The sequence below is a fragment of the Kribbella sp. NBC_00709 genome, assembly GCF_036226565.1.
GTDB lineage: Bacteria > Actinomycetota > Actinomycetes > Propionibacteriales > Kribbellaceae > Kribbella.
Genome location: NZ_CP108996.1, coordinates 5,263,170 through 5,280,005, shown reverse-complemented (window position 1 = coordinate 5,280,005; position 16,836 = coordinate 5,263,170). Strand labels below are relative to the sequence as shown.

Annotated in this window: 19 protein-coding genes and 1 riboswitch; of the genes, 4 read left to right on the top strand and 15 right to left on the bottom strand. The window is 66.9% G+C overall.

Features of this window, described 5'->3' with window-relative positions; genetic code table 11:
- Position 1 precedes the first annotated feature (1 nt).
- From OHA18_RS26005 to OHA18_RS25965, 9 genes are all read right to left on the bottom strand, one after another.
- Complete coding sequence (locus tag OHA18_RS26005; RefSeq protein WP_328997913.1) at positions 2-2,278, bottom strand: heavy metal translocating P-type ATPase; 2,277 nt, start codon at positions 2,276-2,278, stop codon at positions 2-4.
- Positions 2,275-4,299, bottom strand: coding sequence for a cytochrome c oxidase assembly protein (locus OHA18_RS26000; RefSeq protein ID WP_328997912.1), 2,025 nt, complete (start codon positions 4,297-4,299; stop codon positions 2,275-2,277). Before OHA18_RS26000 ends, OHA18_RS26005 begins: the two co-directional genes overlap by 4 nt.
- A complete protein-coding gene (locus tag OHA18_RS25995) occupies positions 4,296-5,111 on the bottom strand; it encodes an ABC transporter ATP-binding protein (RefSeq protein ID WP_328997911.1) in 816 nt (271 codons plus the stop codon). The genes OHA18_RS26000 and OHA18_RS25995 overlap by 4 nt, the downstream gene beginning before the upstream one ends.
- Positions 5,111-6,130, bottom strand: a complete 1,020-nt coding sequence (locus OHA18_RS25990; RefSeq protein WP_328997910.1) for a FecCD family ABC transporter permease — start codon at positions 6,128-6,130, stop codon at positions 5,111-5,113. Before OHA18_RS25990 ends, OHA18_RS25995 begins: the two co-directional genes overlap by 1 nt.
- A gap of 25 nt (positions 6,131-6,155) precedes the next feature.
- Entirely contained in the window at positions 6,156-7,241 is a 1,086-nt protein-coding gene (locus tag OHA18_RS25985; RefSeq protein WP_328997909.1) for an ABC transporter substrate-binding protein, read from the bottom strand.
- A 39-nt stretch (positions 7,242-7,280) separates the two neighbouring features.
- Entirely contained in the window at positions 7,281-7,760 is a 480-nt protein-coding gene (locus OHA18_RS25980) for a cupredoxin domain-containing protein (RefSeq protein WP_328997908.1), read from the bottom strand.
- Between the two features lie 120 nt (positions 7,761-7,880).
- Positions 7,881-9,119: a heavy-metal-associated domain-containing protein gene (locus OHA18_RS25975; RefSeq protein WP_328997907.1), complete on the bottom strand. Its 1,239-nt coding sequence runs from the start codon at positions 9,117-9,119 to the stop codon at positions 7,881-7,883.
- A 141-nt stretch (positions 9,120-9,260) separates the two neighbouring features.
- Entirely contained in the window at positions 9,261-10,034 is a 774-nt protein-coding gene (locus OHA18_RS25970) for a M56 family metallopeptidase (RefSeq protein ID WP_328997906.1), read from the bottom strand.
- Positions 10,035-10,036: 2 nt separating this feature from the next.
- Complete coding sequence (locus OHA18_RS25965) at positions 10,037-10,426, bottom strand: BlaI/MecI/CopY family transcriptional regulator (RefSeq protein WP_328997905.1); 390 nt, start codon at positions 10,424-10,426, stop codon at positions 10,037-10,039.
- 134 nt (positions 10,427-10,560) lie between these two features.
- On the opposite strand from OHA18_RS25965, the gene OHA18_RS25960 reads away from it, so the two are divergent.
- Genes OHA18_RS25960 through OHA18_RS25950 form a run of 3 tightly spaced genes read left to right on the top strand, consistent with a single transcriptional unit; the run spans position 10,561 to position 12,829 of the window.
- Complete coding sequence (locus OHA18_RS25960) at positions 10,561-11,160, top strand: DUF5134 domain-containing protein (RefSeq protein WP_328997904.1); 600 nt, start codon at positions 10,561-10,563, stop codon at positions 11,158-11,160.
- Between the two features lie 32 nt (positions 11,161-11,192).
- Positions 11,193-12,587, top strand: a complete 1,395-nt coding sequence (locus tag OHA18_RS25955) for a PepSY-associated TM helix domain-containing protein (protein ID WP_328997903.1) — start codon at positions 11,193-11,195, stop codon at positions 12,585-12,587.
- A gap of 23 nt (positions 12,588-12,610) precedes the next feature.
- Positions 12,611-12,829, top strand: coding sequence for a heavy-metal-associated domain-containing protein (locus tag OHA18_RS25950; protein ID WP_328997902.1), 219 nt, complete (start codon positions 12,611-12,613; stop codon positions 12,827-12,829).
- A 204-nt stretch (positions 12,830-13,033) separates the two neighbouring features.
- Positions 13,034-13,243, bottom strand: a riboswitch (cobalamin riboswitch).
- A gap of 130 nt (positions 13,244-13,373) precedes the next feature.
- On the opposite strand, the gene OHA18_RS25945 is transcribed toward OHA18_RS25950, so the two are convergent.
- Entirely contained in the window at positions 13,374-13,952 is a 579-nt protein-coding gene (locus OHA18_RS25945) for a DJ-1/PfpI family protein (protein ID WP_328997901.1), read from the bottom strand.
- Positions 13,874-14,161, bottom strand: a complete 288-nt coding sequence (locus OHA18_RS25940; protein WP_328997900.1) for a hypothetical protein — start codon at positions 14,159-14,161, stop codon at positions 13,874-13,876. The genes OHA18_RS25945 and OHA18_RS25940 overlap by 79 nt, the downstream gene beginning before the upstream one ends.
- Positions 14,162-15,214: 1,053 nt before the next feature.
- On the opposite strand from OHA18_RS25940, the gene OHA18_RS25935 reads away from it, so the two are divergent.
- Positions 15,215-15,373 (top strand): hypothetical protein, encoded by a 159-nt coding sequence (locus OHA18_RS25935; protein WP_328997899.1) that lies wholly within the window; start codon positions 15,215-15,217, stop codon positions 15,371-15,373.
- Between the two features lie 42 nt (positions 15,374-15,415).
- Here the strand turns inward: OHA18_RS25935 and OHA18_RS25930 are convergent, their stop codons facing one another.
- From OHA18_RS25930 to OHA18_RS25915, 4 genes are all read right to left on the bottom strand, one after another.
- Positions 15,416-15,646: a TetR/AcrR family transcriptional regulator gene (locus OHA18_RS25930; protein ID WP_328997898.1), complete on the bottom strand. Its 231-nt coding sequence runs from the start codon at positions 15,644-15,646 to the stop codon at positions 15,416-15,418.
- 303 nt (positions 15,647-15,949) lie between these two features.
- Positions 15,950-16,189 (bottom strand): twin-arginine translocase TatA/TatE family subunit, encoded by a 240-nt coding sequence (locus OHA18_RS25925; RefSeq protein ID WP_328997897.1) that lies wholly within the window; start codon positions 16,187-16,189, stop codon positions 15,950-15,952.
- Positions 16,190-16,260: 71 nt separating this feature from the next.
- Positions 16,261-16,557: a putative quinol monooxygenase gene (locus tag OHA18_RS25920; protein ID WP_328997896.1), complete on the bottom strand. Its 297-nt coding sequence runs from the start codon at positions 16,555-16,557 to the stop codon at positions 16,261-16,263.
- Positions 16,554-16,778: a hypothetical protein gene (locus OHA18_RS25915; RefSeq protein WP_328997895.1), complete on the bottom strand. Its 225-nt coding sequence runs from the start codon at positions 16,776-16,778 to the stop codon at positions 16,554-16,556. Before OHA18_RS25915 ends, OHA18_RS25920 begins: the two co-directional genes overlap by 4 nt.
- Between the last annotated feature and the right edge of the window lie 58 nt (positions 16,779-16,836).

The window sequence follows — 16,836 nt, the reverse complement described above, 5'->3', positions numbered from 1 at the left end:
CTCAATCGGTGACCGGATTCTCCGGCTCCTCGGCTTGCCGGCCGAAGTCGCGGAGCCGGAGGCTGTTGTGGGTGACGAGCAGCGAGGACAGCGACATCGCGGCGGCCGCGATCAACGGGTTCAGCAGCCCAGCGGCCGCGACAGGTACGGCGGCGAGGTTGTACGCAAACGCCCACACCAGGTTGCGGTGAATGGTCTGCCGGGTACGTCGTGCCAGCGCAATGGCCTCGGGGACGACCAACAGGTGTTCACGGACCAGGACGATGTCGGCCGACTTCAAGGCGATGTCGGTACCGGTGACCAGCGCGAGCCCGAGGTCGGCGGTGGCCAGCGCCGCAGCGTCGTTGATGCCGTCGCCGACCATCGCCACCCGTCTGCCGTCTGTTTGAAGTGCGGCGATCACTGCTGCCTTGTCGGCAGGCAGGACCTCGGCCCGGACGTCGTCGATCGCCAGTTCCCGCGCGACTGCCTCAGCGACCGTGACTGTGTCGCCAGTGAGCAGCACCGTTCGCAGGCCCTGGCGGTGCAGTGCATCGATTGCTTGCGGGGCGCTGGGCCGGATCCGGTCGGTGAGTGTCAGAACACCTTCGGGCCGGCCGTCGACTGCGACCACGACGAACGCCCCGTCCGGCGGCGATTCCATCGGTTGCAGGCCTTGAGCCGCGAGCAGCGCGGAACTGCCGACCAGTACCCGGTGGCCATCGACAGCGCCCGCCGCGCCGAGCCCTGGAAATAGCTCGAAGTCGGTGACCGGGGACGGCTCCACAGCGTCGATCGCGGCGCGGCGCTCGACCGCACGGGCGATCGGGTGCTCGGAGGCGTGCTCGACGGAGGCGGCGTACCGCAGGATTGTTGCCTCATCCAAGGAACCGATCAAGAGCACGCTGTCCACCGACATCTCGCCCGTGGTGAGCGTGCCGGTCTTGTCCAGGACGATGGTGTCGATGACTCCACTGGCCTCCAGCGCATCCTGCCCTTTGATCAGGATGCCGAGCATGGCGCCCCGACCGATGCCAACCATCAGCGCCGTCGGCGTTGCGAGTCCGAGGGCGCACGGACACGCGATCACCAGCACGGCGATACCCGTCGACAGGGCCTGTTGCAACGGCGCACCGGACATGACCCAGCCGACCGCGACGGCTCCTGCCACCGCGATCACCGATGGCACGAACCAGGTGATCACCCGGTCGACCGTGTGCTGGATCCGCGCCTTGCGCTCCTGGGCCTGCTCCGCGACGGCGGCCATCTGGGCGAGCTGGGTCCGCGCGCCGACTGCCGTGGCGGTCAGCACCAGGCGTCCGTCGGTGCTGATGGTGCCGCCGACGACCGCGTCGCCAGGTCGTACGGTTCTGGGCACCGGTTCACCGGTGACGACGCTCGTGTCCAGAGCGGCCACGCCCTCGACCACAGTGCCGTCGACCGGCAGGGTCTCGCCTGCGCGAACCACGACCAGATCACCCCGGACCACTTCACCGGTCGGCACCTCGGTCTCCTGACCGTCACGCAGTACCCGGGCTATCGGGCTGGCTAGTCGGCTCAGTACTCCGAAGACGTCCGCCGCCCGCCGCCGCGAGCGCGTCTCGAAGTATCGCCCGGCCAATTGGAACACGGTCATCCCGGCGGCCACGTCGAGATACAGACTGCCGGTGTCCAGTGGCACCGAGCCGACGAACGGCCAGCGCACCGATCCTTGTCCCGGCGCGGCCGGCCACAGCAGCGAGACCACCGCCCAGCCGAACGACACCAGGATCCCGAGTGACACCAGCGTGTCCATGCTGACCGCGCGATGCCGAAGGTTGCGGACGGTCGCGCGATGGAACGGGTACGCCGCCCAGCCGACAACGGGCACCGCCATGGCCAGGCAAACCACTTCCCAGCCCGGGAACCGCAGCGACGGCAGCATCCCGAGGATGATGGTCGCGTCCATCAACGGAATCGACAGCAAGGTGGCGACGACAAGCCGTCGCCGCAGGGACTTCACGCGTTGCGCACTCACCCGCCCGGCATAGTCATCGTCGGTCTCGGGGTCGCGCACCGCCGCGTCGTACCCGGCTCGGTCGACGGCGGCGGTCGCGCGCTCGGCGAGGTCCGCTCCCGAACCGGTGACGACGGCCCGTTCGGTCGCGTAGTTGACACTGGCCGAGACGCCGTCGAGCTTGTTGAGCGCCCGCTCGACCCGGTTCGCGCACGCTGCGCAGGTCATGCCGCCGATGGTCAGCTCGACGGTGCCTACCTCTGCGGTCGTGAGGTCCGAGCGGCTGGATTGGATCAGGGTCACGATGGTTCTCCGGACCTTCCGGTGTCGGCGCCCGTACGGCGGGCCAGCCGTTCGAGCATGGCGTTGTAGGCCTCGTAGGAGTCGTCGAGTCCGCTGTCCAGGTGCCGGTCGATCCGGCGCGCATCCTTGCCGTCCTGGATCGCCCACTGCAGCGCGAGCACGATGACGACGATGACCAGCGGGATCTCCCCGCCGGCCCAGGCGATCCCACCGGCCACCTGCTGGGTATGGGCCAGGTCCGGCCGCCATGGCGACTCGAGATACTCGTAGAACGTCTTCCCGACGATCGTGCCTCCGGACATCAGGATCACCCCGAAGAAGGCGTGGAACGGCATGGCGGCGAACAGGAAGCCGAGCTTCGCCAACGACGGCAGACGCCGCGGCGTCGGGTCCACACCGATGACCAACCCGAAGTACAGGCAGCCGAACAGCAGGAAGTGCGCGTTCATCAGTTGGTGGGCCCAATGGAACTTCATCAGGGTCCCGAACGCATCGGTCAGGTACAGGCTGTAGTACGAACCGATGTAGATCCCGAACACCAGCAGCGGGTGGCACAGTGCCTGCAGTGCCCGGCTGTGCAGGACCGCGACGATCCACTCGTGTGGACCCGCCTGCTGATCTTTGCTTGCCGCAGGCAACGCACGGAGCGCCAACGTGATCGGACCGCCCAGTACCAGCGGCAACGGCACCAGCATGCTCAGCGTCATGTGGACGGCCATGTGCACGGCGAAGTCCGTACCCGAGTACTTCCCGAGGCCGGAGCTCGTCACCGCCACCACCAGCACCCACCCGATCACCCAGGCGACGGTCCTGAGGATCGGCCAGCGCTCGCCCCTGCGCCGAACGCGCAGCACGGCCGCAAGATAGGCCACCACGGCGACCACGGCCGCAACCGCGAACAGCAGGTTCGGGCGCCACTGCCCGGCCAGCGAGGCGACACTCGGCGGACCGGTCAGATCGAAGCCGAAGAAGATCTGGCTGATCGAGGTAGGGACGAAGAACTGCGGCGGCGGAATCCGCGTCATCGCGAGGCCGCCCGTCACGAACGCGGCAGCACCCGTCGCCGCGGTGGCCGCCCCGGCGACCAGTTTGTCGCGGAAGGTGAGGATCAGACCACTGGCGAGCAGCACGAGGCCGAGCAGGCGCAGCAGTTCGAGCCGCGCGGTGCTCGTGGCCAACGGCGACGGACCCACCAGCTTGACCCACGCCAGTACCAGCTCGCCGACGAACAACACACCGAGCAGTAGTACGGCGGACTGCCGCCAGTGCAGCCGGTCCCGCACCCTGACTCGGCGCGCGGTCGCCAACCGGAGCAGTTGGACGACGAGAACGCCGAACAAGATCTGGCCCGCGACTGTCTGGCAGATCGCCGCATCGCTGCCGAAGTCATGGCGTGGACCTACCAGAACCTGACCGACCACCACCGGAGCGAGCGAGCCGACGACCGCGGCCCAGAGCGCGATCAGATAACGCACCCAGCTGACACTGATCATCCCGGTCGCCGCGGCAACGATCGCGGCCAGACAACTGATCATCCAGGCGCGGCCGGCGTCCCCGGAGAACAGGGCAAAGCGTACGGCGTGTCCGTCGGCGAGCCTGGACAGCGAGTAACCGTTGGAATCGGCGGAGTCCACGAACACGAGCAGACCCGCGGCGGCGACCCAAATGGCACCGGCGCGGCGCAGGATCTTCGGCTCCAGCCACTCGTGGATCTCCAACTGCCGCCGCGAGCCCTTCTCCCGCAGCGGTTTCAGCCTGCCGGTCAGTAGGGCAGAAGCCAGTGCGCCCACCGTGACGAGCGATGCCAGGTCGGCGACCGCGCGCAGACCGGTCGCCACCAACGACGTCGTACGTCCGGGATCGTCCCGCGCAATCGACAGGTAACTGTCCGCACCGACCGCGACCGCCACAACCATCGGTATCGCAATCGCCACGCCGGCCAGCAGGACGACGTACCGGACCAGCCACTTGTGCACGGGACGCGTGGCACGTGCCGCGCTAGATGTCACCGAGATCGTCATCGTTCCTTCCCCAACGTGGTTACGCTACGCCGCGGCGACCTCTGTGCCGGAAGTGGGGCGACCGCGATGTGCGGGCGGCCGTGGATCGGGTGCGGACCGATGTGCGCCTGTACGCCGAAGACCTCGGCGACCAAGGACGCCGTCAGAACCTCCAGCGGCGGTCCCTGCGCAATCAGCCGGCCACGATCCAGGACCGCGACCCGGTCCGCATGGCTGGCGGCATGATCGAGATCGTGGAGCGCGGCCAGGGTCGCGACGCCGAGCTCCTGAACCAGGTTGAGCAGTTCGAGCTGGGCCCTGACGTCCAGGTGGTTGGTCGGCTCGTCCAGCACGACCAGCGGCGCCTGTTGCGCGAGCGCCCGGGCGACCAGCACCCGCTGTCGCTCGCCGCCGGACAAGGTGGCGAACAGGCGATCTGCGGACGCGGCCATTCCGACCCGCTCGAGGGCCTCCGTGCTGATCCTCCGGTCGGTGCCAGTCTCGCGGTCCAGCAGCCCCTTATGCGGGCTGCGGCCCATCGCGACAATCTCGTCCACCGTGAAGTCAGCGCTCATCGACTGATGCTGCGTGACAACCGCCCGCAGCTGCGCGGCCTGCCGAGCAGGCATCCGCCAGACGTCGTCGTCGTCCAGCATCACCGCTCCGTGCGTGGGCTTCAGGGCACGGTAGACCGTGCGAAGCAGCGTCGACTTTCCGGAGCCGTTCGGGCCGACAAGGGCGACGAACTCCCCCGGTTCGACCGTGAGGGAGACCTCGGCAACGATCGGCCGGGTGTCGATGGTGACGCCGATCCCCTGCAGACTCAGACGCATCAGAACCCCTTCGGTGCACCGCGCCGCAACAACCAGAGGAAGAACGGCGCACCGAGCGCCGCAGTGAAAACGGTGATCGGATACTCGTTCGGCCGGTCGACCGTCCGGGTCGCCAGATCCACCAGGACCAGGAACACCGAACCGGTCAACGCTGCCACCGGAAGCAGTCTGCGGTGGTCGGAGCCGACCACGAGCCGGGCCGCGTGCGGCACCATCAGCCCGACGAAGCCGACTCCGCCCGCGACGGCGACCGCAACCGCGGTGAGCAGCGATCCGACCACGAGCAGGCTGATCCGCAACCGGTGGACATCGACACCGAGTGCTGCAGCGTCGTCGTCCCCGACCGCGAGCGCGTTCATGTTCCGTCCCTGCAGGACGAGGAAGGCCGCAGCCAGCACCATCACCGTCGCGGGCAGCCCGAGCTGCTCCCACTTCGCGCCGGCGACACTGCCCATCAACCAGAACAGAATCCCTCGCACCTGGGTCGGATCGGCCCGCAGCTGTACCAGGCTGGTCCCCGCCATCGCCAGGTAGCTGATCGCCACCCCGGCCAGGATCAGCCGGCTGTCCGTGAGCTGACCCGAGCGTTGCGCCAGGACAAACACCGTGACCAGTGAGATCAGCGCCCCCGCGAACGCCCCGCCGGACGCCGTCAGTCCGGCGGCGGCTGACCCGAGTCCCATCACCAGGACGGCCCCGAGGGACGCTCCGGACGACACACCCAGCACGTAAGGATCGGCCAACGGATTCCGGACGAGCGCTTGCAGCGCGACGCCCGCGACGCTCAACGCCGCACCGACCACAGCTGCCAGCAGCACCCGCGGTGCCCGGATCGACCAGACAATCTGATCCTGCAGCGCATCCGGGGCGCCACCGACGCCGGCGACGTGATGGGCGATCACCCGCCATACGTCGCCGACCGGCAGCGTCACGGTGCCCAGCGAGATGGCCAACAGCAAGCTGCCGACCAGGAGTACGCCGAGCATCAGGCAGGCCGATGCACCCGACGGACGCCGCAAGCGTGCGGATCGAACCGTGACGCCCTCAGAAGCGGTCAGGATGCGCCGCCTTCGCGATCTTCTCCACTGCCCACGCGTTCAGCGGCCCGAGATACACACCGTCGGCCACGGTCGCGTAGGTCCGGGACTTCGAGGCCCGCCACTGCGGGAACTTCTCCATCAGGGCCTGCGCCTCAACATCCGGCTTCTCCTGCGGTGTGAACGCACCGACCACCAGGACGTCGACATCCGCCGCCGCGAGTTGCTCGGCATTGATCGTCCGGGTGCTGTCGGCCGTCTTGCCCGCGAACGAGTTCACCCCGCCGCCCGCCTTGATCACGTCGTCGTAGATGCCACCGGTCATCACCGCGGGCAGGCCGTTCTCGTTCATCATCGACATGCCCGGGTACACGATCAGGACCTTCTGCGGCTCGGTGCCGTCGACCTTCGACCGGATCGCCTCGACCCGTTGACGCAAACCATCGACCACATCGGCCGCCTTCTCCTGGACGTCGAAGATCTGTCCGAGCAACGTCATGAAGTCGTACGACGACTGGATCCCGGCGGCGTCGTACGTCGCCTTCTCCGCCGCGGTCGCATCCCGCTTCCCGTTGGCGCAGTTGACCGGGTTCACCAGCGTGGCCGCACCGGCCTTGGCGAACTGCTCCCGGGTGGCGAATCCCATGCTTGCATCGAAGCCACCGGACCAGGTCGACACGACCAGATCCGGCTTCAGCGCGAGCGCCTGCTCGGCAGGCACGTCGAAGTTCTTGTTCATCGTCAGCCCGCCCTTGGGCAGCGCCGCGATCTTCGCGATCATCCCCGGGTCGTCGGACACGCCGTACGACTGCCCGTTGGCCAGGATCGACTTCTCCAGGCCGAGCAGGATGAAGCTCTCGACCTCGCCGACCGAAGTCCCGTTCAGGATCAGCACTCGCTCCGGCGGCGTGCTGAAGGTCTGCTTCGTACCGCAGTTGTCGATCGTCAACGGGTACGCCGTCTTCGCCGGCGCAGCCCCCGCCGCGGTCGGCTCGGTGACAGCGGCCGGGGATGTCTGGCCGCCGCACGCCGTCACCAGCAGAAACAGACCGACCGCTGCGGCGATCAGGGGCATAGTGAAGCGTCTAGGCATGCTTGATTCCTTCGAATGGGCAGAACCTGCAGGAAGGCGTCAGGACACCACGAGCTTGGCGATCAACTTGCCGCTCTCGTGGGTCTCGATCTCGAACGTTCCCTTGGTGTCGGCCGTGAAGGTGATGACACCCGGCTTTCCGGGGGCGACCTCGAGCTCCTTGTCGTAGCCGTGCACATGCACCTCGTCCGCCGCGTCGGTGGTCACATTGATCCGCACCGACTGGCCGGCCTTCGCCTTGACCGTCGCACCGCTCGGGATGACCTTGCCCTTGGCGATCGTCACATCAATCACCACGTCGGCAGCCGGCGCACTGCTCGGCGGCGTACTGACCGCCACGGAGCTTGGAGAGACGGAACTCGGCGTCTGGCTCGGCTCACCCGTCGTGGGTGACGCTGTGGTCGTCGACACCGAGGGCGACGGTGTCCCGTCGTCACCGCCCCCACAACCGGCCAGGCCGAGCACGGCGAGCAGGGACAGGACGGTGACCGTCGTACGGCGCGTCGGCAGCTTGACCATCAGATCTGGCACTCTTTCGGAAACGGGCCACCCACCGGCGTCACCGTCGGCGGTTCGGGGACTTCCCGCAAAAGACTACGTTCGACTTGATGTAGAAGTTCCCGCGGCCCGGAGTGTCTTTCAGGCGCTACGCGGCACGACCGTGTATCCGCGGGCGCGGATCGCCTCGAAAGACCGCTCCCGCATCTCGGCCGTCGGGAACGCCACGACAACCTCCTTGCTGTCCGGATCGATGCTCGAGACCTGCACCCCGAGCGCCTCCAGGACGCCCGTGATCGTATTCGTGCAGTGCGAACAGGTCATGTCCGGAACCTCGAACACCTCGTCCGGAGTCTCCATGCCCCATCCCTCCTCGGAATCCTGCCCGCCGGTGACCCGCACCAGATCGAGCAACTCGACGAACGTCCGTACAAAAGTGTCCACTACGCCAGGCAGCACACGCCCACCGTCGACAGACATGTTGGCCAGGCACCGCGGCTGCTCACCCGCAGGCAGCATCGCGTACTGCCGCGGCATCACCCCGAGCAGTACGTCGTACTTGCGCAGCGCCTCGTCCACGGTCAGTCCCTCGTCCGAGACGGCCCTCCGGAACGTCTCGTGCGCCTCGGTGACCGCGACGTCCTTCATCGATCGCAAGATCGCCGTCGTCTCTACGGCATACCGCACTGAGCCGTCCGGCTGCGTCACCAGCCGCACCGGGACCATCCCACGGCGGAACGTCGACGATTGCAGCCCCCAGAACCAGGTGTTCGCCACCACTGCGAAGATCCCGGAGTCACGCAGTCCGGCAGCGAACGCACCAGCGTCCCGGAACGGCGTCGAATCCGCGAGGTAGGCGTGCTGCACCAGCGCACGTGCGGTCGTGTCGACACCGACGCGCAAGATCTCGACCGGATCCTTGTCCGTGGTGCTCGCGGCCATCACCGTCCGGGAATCCTCGGGGAGCGACTCCGCGGCCCGCTGAAGGTCGCTGTTCGCCGCCAGCGCACGCCACAGCACGAGAGTTGTCTCTCGCGCAACGACCGGCACCACCGGCCCCAGTGGACCGCAGTGGGCCACGTTCGCGACACCGTCGCTGTCACGCCAACTGACAGCATGCGACGCACTGGTCACCTGTCCGGCGAGGCAAGGCCGCATCCGGCTCCGCAGATACTCCAACTGCACCGCCGTCAGATGACCTCCGGGGACCGCTTGCAACGGCACCATCTCGGTCGAGATACGGCGCCCCGGTCCGAAGAATCGCGGGGCAACCGATTGTCCAGGCGGTGCGAACGGTCCGATCCCGGCAACATCGGCCAGGACTCGGGCCGCGACGGATCGGTTGTAGTGAGAACTCGCCGACGGCGGCTCGACAGACATCCTCGGCGACCTCCAGCGACCGTCGCGGACAATCTCCACGATCCACTGTCAATTCTAGGAATCCGGCCCGGACGTCGGTGATTTCGTGCGTGTCGTGGATCGCGGCCGGCCCCGAACCTCAGCTATGAACGCAGGGCTGGATCACTTCGTCGCCGCGAGTACGCGTTCGGACCTGGCAGCCAGGCCCGGATTGGCTGTGAGCTGCGCGATCGCGGCGAGCGCCGACGCGACCGTGTCGCGGCCACACCGACGAACAGACTCGTCGTCGGCGATCAGCTCGACGAGAAGCCGCGTCATCCGATCCAGCCGGCGTGCCGGACCGAACCTCGGCAGGCAGGCACGGTTCAGACCAGCCAGCAGCAGAGCGAAGTGATGCCGCTGGTCAAGATGGGCGCGCTCGTGCTCGATCACAGCGTCGAGCTGCGGTCTGGTCAGTTGCGCTCGAAGCCCACTGGTCAGGACAACCGTCGGCTCCGGAGCCCGGAAGGAGCACGCCACCGCTGAGATGTCGTCAAGGTAGTGCACGGTGAGTCCGTCGTAGATCTCGGCCTCGCGCGCGCATCCGTGCAACGCGTCGCGCAGCTCGTCCCGACGCGAGTGCTCTTGGCGGACGACGTGTTCTGACTGGCCGAGGAACAGGGCACTCAGGGCGCCGACCACGAAAAGCATCAGCCAGATCGCCAGCCCGGGCAGCAGCGCAGCCAGTCCTTGCCGACCAGATTCACCGGCTGACGCCCGGATGATCGCGAAACCCACACCGAAGATGAGAACAGCGGCGCTGGATGCCAGCGCGAGATGCCAGCAGGCGAGAGCCAGCCGCGGGTACCAGACCTGCCACTGACCACTGGTCAGCAGCAAAGGCCCGGCCGCCGTCACGGTGACAACATAGACGAGGCACGCAGCGAGAACCACCATCGCTACTCCTCGGCCCGCCGAGTCTTGCCCCGGCCCTTGATAGCCCCTCGGAGCAAGGCGATGTCGCCTGCGGTGAGATCGCCGGCGAACTGGAGCAGCGCGGCGCTGCGATCATGGGTGTCACCAAGGGTCTTGAGCATGACCTGACTGGCATGCTCGGCCTCGGTGGTCGCCGGCTGGAACCGCAGCTCCCGCGATCCGACATCGGTCCGGACCGCAAGCCCCTTACGGCACAGCCGGTCCAGAGCAGTCAGCAGCGTCGTGTGCGCCGGCCGCTTGCCGGGAACGAGCTCCAGGATCTGTACCGCGGTCATCGGCGCGGCATGCGCCCAGAGCACCTCCATCACGGCGGCCTCGAGCTCTCCCCGGGCACGCGTCCGCTCACCTGACACGCTCTGCTCCCCTTCGATACGTGATCGAGCTGAACCAGATCCTAACGGCCCCGACAGCACGACCGTTCCACCGGTCGGACGAATGATTCTACATCTTGCCGAAATAGATTCTACATGTTGTAGAGTCACCTCACGTGTTAACCAGCCCGTGGGATCTACTGCTGACGGCCCTGTTCGCCATGACACTCGCGCTCAGCCTGTGGTGGTGGACCAGTGCGAGCCGCTCCGACGTCCGCGACCGCGTCCTGCACCTCAATCATGCCGTCATGAGTGCGGCGATGATCGTCATGATCTGGTGGCCGTTCGGCCGGCTCGGCAGCTGGGTACAGATCGCGATCTTCGCCTTGCTTTTCCTTCTGGTGATCCGGGTCGACTGGCAGCCGGTCTTCGAGCGCGTCGGTGACACCACCGCACACGTCCTGATGAACCTGGCCATGATCTGGATGCTCGCCGCGATGCCGTTGCTGATGGGTGACTCCGCCATGACGCCAGAAGCCCACGCCGACCACGCCGGACACGGCGGCGCCATGCCGTCAGACGCGAGCGGAATGGCCATGGCCGGCCCGGACACCTGGGTCAAGGCGCTGAACGGCGTCGCCACCGCGGCCGTGTTCCTCTGCGGCTTCTGGTGGCTCCGGCAGATCACGCGGTCCGGACAGCACCGAGCACACGCCGCCTGTCACGTCCTGATGGCCGGCGGCATGGCCGCGATGCTCATCCTGATGGTCGCCTGACCACCAGCCACTGACGAGAGTTGGGAAACGCCGTGGGGCAAGACGTTCTGCGCACCGCCGAAGAATCCGAACAGACCGGACGGCCGGCCCGTGTCCGCTGGTGGCGCGACGGATTCCAGCCGATCCTGACCAGATTGCACTTCTACGTCGGGATCTTCGTCGCGCCGTTCATCCTGGTCGCCGCCACGACCGGCCTGCTGTACACGACGATGCCGCAGGTCGAGCAGCTGGTGTACGCCGACTACCTCAAGGTACCGGCCGGCGCCACACCACTACCGCTCGCAGAGCAGGTCCGTGCCGCGCAGGCGACCCAACCCGACGGCGTCATCACCGAGGTCAGGCCAGCCACGGGACGCACGGACACCACACGAGTCAGCTTCACGTCGCCGTCGGTCCCGGAGGACTATGCCCGGACAGCCTTCGTCGATCCGTACACCGGTCACGTGCACGGCAGCCTCACGACGTTCGGTGAATGGCTGCCACTGCGTGCGTGGTTCGACGGACTGCACCGGACTTTGCTCCTGGGGAACTTCGGACGGCTGTACAGCGAACTTGCCGCCAGCTGGCTCTGGGTCCTGGCTGTAAGCGGCGGCGCCCTCTGGATCGTCCGCCGCCGCAAGCAAGGACACCGCCGGCGCCTGGTACTCCCCGGTCGTCACAAACCCGGCCGACGCCGCGCACTGAGCTGGCACGGACCACTCGGCCTCTGGATCCTGGCCGGCATGCTGTTCCTGTCGGTCACCGGTCTCACCTGGTCGCAGTTCGCTGGGAACAACGTCAGCGAACTGCGTTCCAACCTGACCTGGTCGACCCCATCCCCACTGACGAACACCGGAGCAGTCGACCACATTGCGAGGGCCGACGTTCCCGCGGCGATCGAGCGCGCGGAACAGACCGCCCGTGGCGCCGGACTCGACGGGTTGATCAAGATCGTGCCGGCCGAAAAGGGGGCCTGGCTGGTAGGCCAGGCCAAGCGCTCCTGGCCGGAGAAGCAGGACCAGATCGCCGTCGACCCAGGCACCGGGAAGGTCCTCGAGCGGGTGGACTTCGCGGACTGGCCGCTGGCAGCCAAACTCGCACGCTGGGGAATCGACGCACATATGGGTCTGCTCCTCGGCATCGTCAACCAGCTTCTGCTGGCAGCGCTCGCGATCACCCTGATCACCATGATCTGTCTCGGCTACCGCATGTGGTGGCTGCGCCGCCCACGCGGAGCCGACCGCCGCACCCAACTCGCACCACCGCTGAGCACGGGCCGCGCTCCGCACCGGGTCGCAGTCCTGGTCATCGCCTGCCTCGCGATCCCGATCGGCGTCTTCGCGCCGATGCTCGGCGGCTCGCTCCTGCTATTCCTGGTCATCGATCTGCTGCGCGACGCCCGTCCGAGGCTCGGCCGGCAGCCCGACGACAATCCGGCCACCAACTGATGTCCAACCGAGAGGAGATCCCGATGCCATCGACGACGTTCGAAGTCCCGGACATGACCTGCGATCACTGCGTCCGGGCCATCACGGCAGCCGTTGCGGCGCACGGCGTACCCGCTCCCCAGTTCGATCTCGAGACGAAACGAGTCGTTGCGACCTTCGAGACCCCCGACATCCGGGACCAGTGCTACGCAGCGATCCGCGCAGAAGGCTACACCGTCGAACCAGTCGTTCCGCAGCAGTAGGGCGTCAACAACACCATCAGCAAGTTGCCTAGCGCAACAATATGGGTTCACACAAGTCCTAGGTCGACCGTCCAGGTGTCGCTGACAGGCGCAGTACCTGGTGGTACTTGAGGTCGACCTATGCGATGTGTTCGGGGACGATCCGGCTGGCCAGCACGCTGGTGGCGTAGAGCTCACCCGATGACCGGTCACTCCGATGCCCGGCTGGGCCTGGCGGTGACGGCAGGTCTCCTGGCTCACGGCTCGATCGCTCCGGCACCCTTCCCGACCAGTTCACGGTCAGTGGTTGTGTGCTTCAGCTCGCCGCTCACAGTTGCGGGGGCAGCCACGGATTCGGCCCGCTCCGGGCGTCACCGTGTTCCCTTTCACCTCGCCCGCACAGCCGGACGAGGAACCGTCGCCCCGGACTGTCTCACGATCATCCGCGGCATGGCAACGGCACCGTCATGTGGCGTCGACTGCACCGACCTGATGTTGTGCTGGGGCAACCTGCCCTACAGCTGTGGGAAATGGATAAGGACCCACCGTCGAACCTGGAGAGGCGTCAGCGGGCGCGGAGAGCGTGTTCGAGCGGGGCGTAGAAGTCGCGGGCGAGTGCGGTGAGGTCGGCGCCGGCGGTTTCCGGGGTGCCGGCGCCGAATGGCGGCTGCGGGGCGTACTCAGCTCCGAGTTCGAGGAAGCGGGCGTAGTCGTCGCCGCGAAGCCGGGCGACCCGGCGAAGCGCCAGATCCATACCCGCCGTCACGCCGGCAGCGGTGAGCACGTTCCCGTCCGCTACGACGCGCTCGTCGACAGCGATCGCGCCGTAGCCGGCCAGCAGATGCCGAACCGACCAGTGCGACGTGGCGCGGCGACCGTCGAGCAGGCCGGCCGCGCCGAGCGCGATCGCCCCGGTGCACACACTCGCGACCGTCTCGGCCGCTTCGCCGAGACGGCGGATCGCCGACATCGCTGCCGGATCGGCCAGCAGTACGCCGGTGTCGCCTCCGGGCACGATGAGCACGGTCGGCTCCTCAGGGGCATCCGTCAGCGTCGTCGTCGGGATCAGTGCAAGTCCACCGGCGCTCGTGACAGGCTCGCCGGTGACTCCGGTCGTCGCGAGATGAACGGTCGCGCCGAGCATCGAGGCGAGAAATAGTGCGGACCGATCGCGTCCAGCGTGTCGAACCCTGGATGGAGCACGATCACGACGTCCTCACTGGCGGTGAAGGTGACCCCCGGCCGTGCCGCCAGAGCGTCGTGTGCCGCCATCGAATGGTCCCACGCCGCCTGTGCGGCGGGATCCTTGCTCTCCTGGTCCGCCATCGGTCGCTCCTCAGATTCGTAGGTCATCGGTCTTCCCTTCGGCGTACGCCAGATGCAGGCGTCCGGTCAGCGGATTGGTGAGCACCTAGGCCCGGATGCCGAAACCCGGTCGAGCAGGCTCAGGAACCAGACGTCGCCAGGTGTGCCGGTAGCGACGACCGATCCCTCGGGCTGCACGACCAACTGGTCGCAGTATGCGGCGGCAAGGTTCAGGTGGTGCACGGTGACGAGCGTGGTGACCCGTAACCGACGTGCCAGCGACAGCAGTTCGAGCTGATGCCGGACGTCCAGGTGGTTCGTCGAGCACCAGAATTCGTGGATCCTGCGCGAGGCCCGGTTATCCGGGCGACCTCGCGCGCGCCCATCGACCAGACGTCACGCCCCTCGGCCAGCGGTACCAGCTGATCGCGGAACCGATCAATCGGATCACCGTCACCGGTCCACTCAGTCAACCCGGGCCCGCACCATCCTTGAGTACGCAGCCCCTCCGATCGCGGATGATCCACCAGGCCAGTCCAACGTGAACGCAAACCCGCGGTGGGCTACCCGCCAGTCCCAACTCCGTCGGAGCGGTCAAACGGCCACGCCGTGACTGGAGTTCCCATCGCCAACCCTCTCCGTACACAAATCCTGCGCCCGGATGGTACTCGCCGCCGAACGGCACCGGCGGTACGACCACCACATCGTCGACCGCAGCGCAAGAAGCCGGGTCCACTGTGAAGACACAAAACGCAGACAATCCCCTGATCACCCAATTCAGCACAACAGAGCGCCCGGAATTCCGACACAACCGGCCAGAGCTGCTGGTCACTGGTGACGTCCTCCTTGCAGGCCAGCGGACGAGGCAGCAATCGGCCGCTGTGACGACGGCGGACAGCAGGGTGTCGCGAACCGTCATTCGCCCAGAGCACGGGCGTACTGGGTGTCGCAGGAGCCAGCCCGCTCGTGGGTTTCCCTCTGCCTGATGGACATCGCGTAGCGCATGGCGGACTCTGAACCTGAAGGGTCCGTCGGGATAGCTGGTTATGGCCGCGCGGTCAGCTAAACCGGTCCGGTTTCGTCGAACAGCGGAGATGCCTCATGCTCGTATTCCTGATTGTTCTCCTTGTCCTGTGGCTCGTCTTGACGATCGTCGGCTTCGCCATCAAAGGCCTGGTCTGGCTGGCAATCATCGGAATCGTGCTTTTCCTAGGCACCAGCGCCGTCGGATTCGTCCGTCGCAAAGCAGCCAGCCGCTGATCGTTCGATCGGCTGATCTCGGCTAGGGCCGGGTGCGGCGGATCATGGCTCGGTACAGAGCGGTGGGTGCCGGGGCGGGGCCTGCATGGCGCAGACGCGTTCGAAGTGCGCGAAGCCGTGCCAGGCATCGGGGTCGGCGAATGCCTCGGCGACCGCGGCCCCGTAGGCATCCATGCGGTCGGCGAAGACGGTCGCGATGAGGTCGTCTCGCGTGGCGAAGTGGCGCGAGAGACTCGCCTTGCCGACGTCGGCCTCGCGGGCGACGGAAGCCATGGAGACACCGAGCCCATTCCATCCATCTATCATGCACCCCGTACGCCCGGCTCCAGCGGATCATGCGGTCCTCAACCAGTTCGTGAGCCACGTGGTGCTGAGCCTGCTCGAATGTGAAGTAGGTGCCATCACCGTGCTCACCGACGGCACTCATGGGTAGCCGGGGGCGGCCGTGCCCATCCAGGTCGCCACGCAGGCTTCGTTGCCCTCGGCATCCACCTAGCACGCACCACGACGGCGCGAACCGGTCCGTCACGAGCCGATGACCAGTAGCTTGGGGAATCCGATGTCGAACACAGATGCCTAGCTGCGCTGATTCGGCTCGGCCTCGGCCGACGTGTGCACACCCTCGCCGACCGGCGTCTCGCCGATCTCCATGTCCGGCTTTTTGACGTGGGAGCCTATCTCGTCTTCCCAGATCTTCTTCGACTTGCCGAGTTGGCGCACCAACGTCGGCAACTTCGCCGATCCGAACAGCAGCACCACGATCGCGAGAATGACGAGCCACTCCGCACCCTGCGGCATACCGAGAAGTGCCAGCATGACGTCTCCAGTTCCTAGACAGCAGATTCGCCCAGGTGCTTCGGAGCCACACAACCACAAGATAGGTCCGACTACTTGACGGCCAGGATATCCGTCATCCGGATATCCGGGTCGGTCGCCAGCAGGTCGGACGCAATCTTGCCCAAGGCAACCGGAATTGGACCGTCCAGGTGGGCTTGGCGTCCCTCTTCGTTCTCGAACGTGTCGAAGATCCCGAAGGTGGTCTCGCTCAACCGGAAGGCATACCAGGTCACCGTCCCCTCCTCCGCAACTGCCAACTCACGCCCCTGCTCAAGAAACGCGGCCAGCTCCGCCTCCTTGCCCGGCTTGGCCTCGAGGAGTGCTAGCAGTCCGCGATCAATACTCATACCCGGTCCTCTTCAGAGTTCGACTCGAGCGCCCTCCGCGCCGCCGCAGGCTGCGACAAAGCCCGGTGAGACGGATCGGGCACAGTCCCTTTCTCAACAGGATTGTCTGCACCAACCCGCACAGCCATGACTCTCACCGCAACGAAAATCCCCGTGCTGACAAGGGCCAGCGTGACGATCAAGACCGCGAACAACACCGGCATGCTCATCTGATCGAACATGGACTCAGCTCCTTCGCATCACCAAGGACGCTACGCCCACCCACCCCAATTGCCCCTT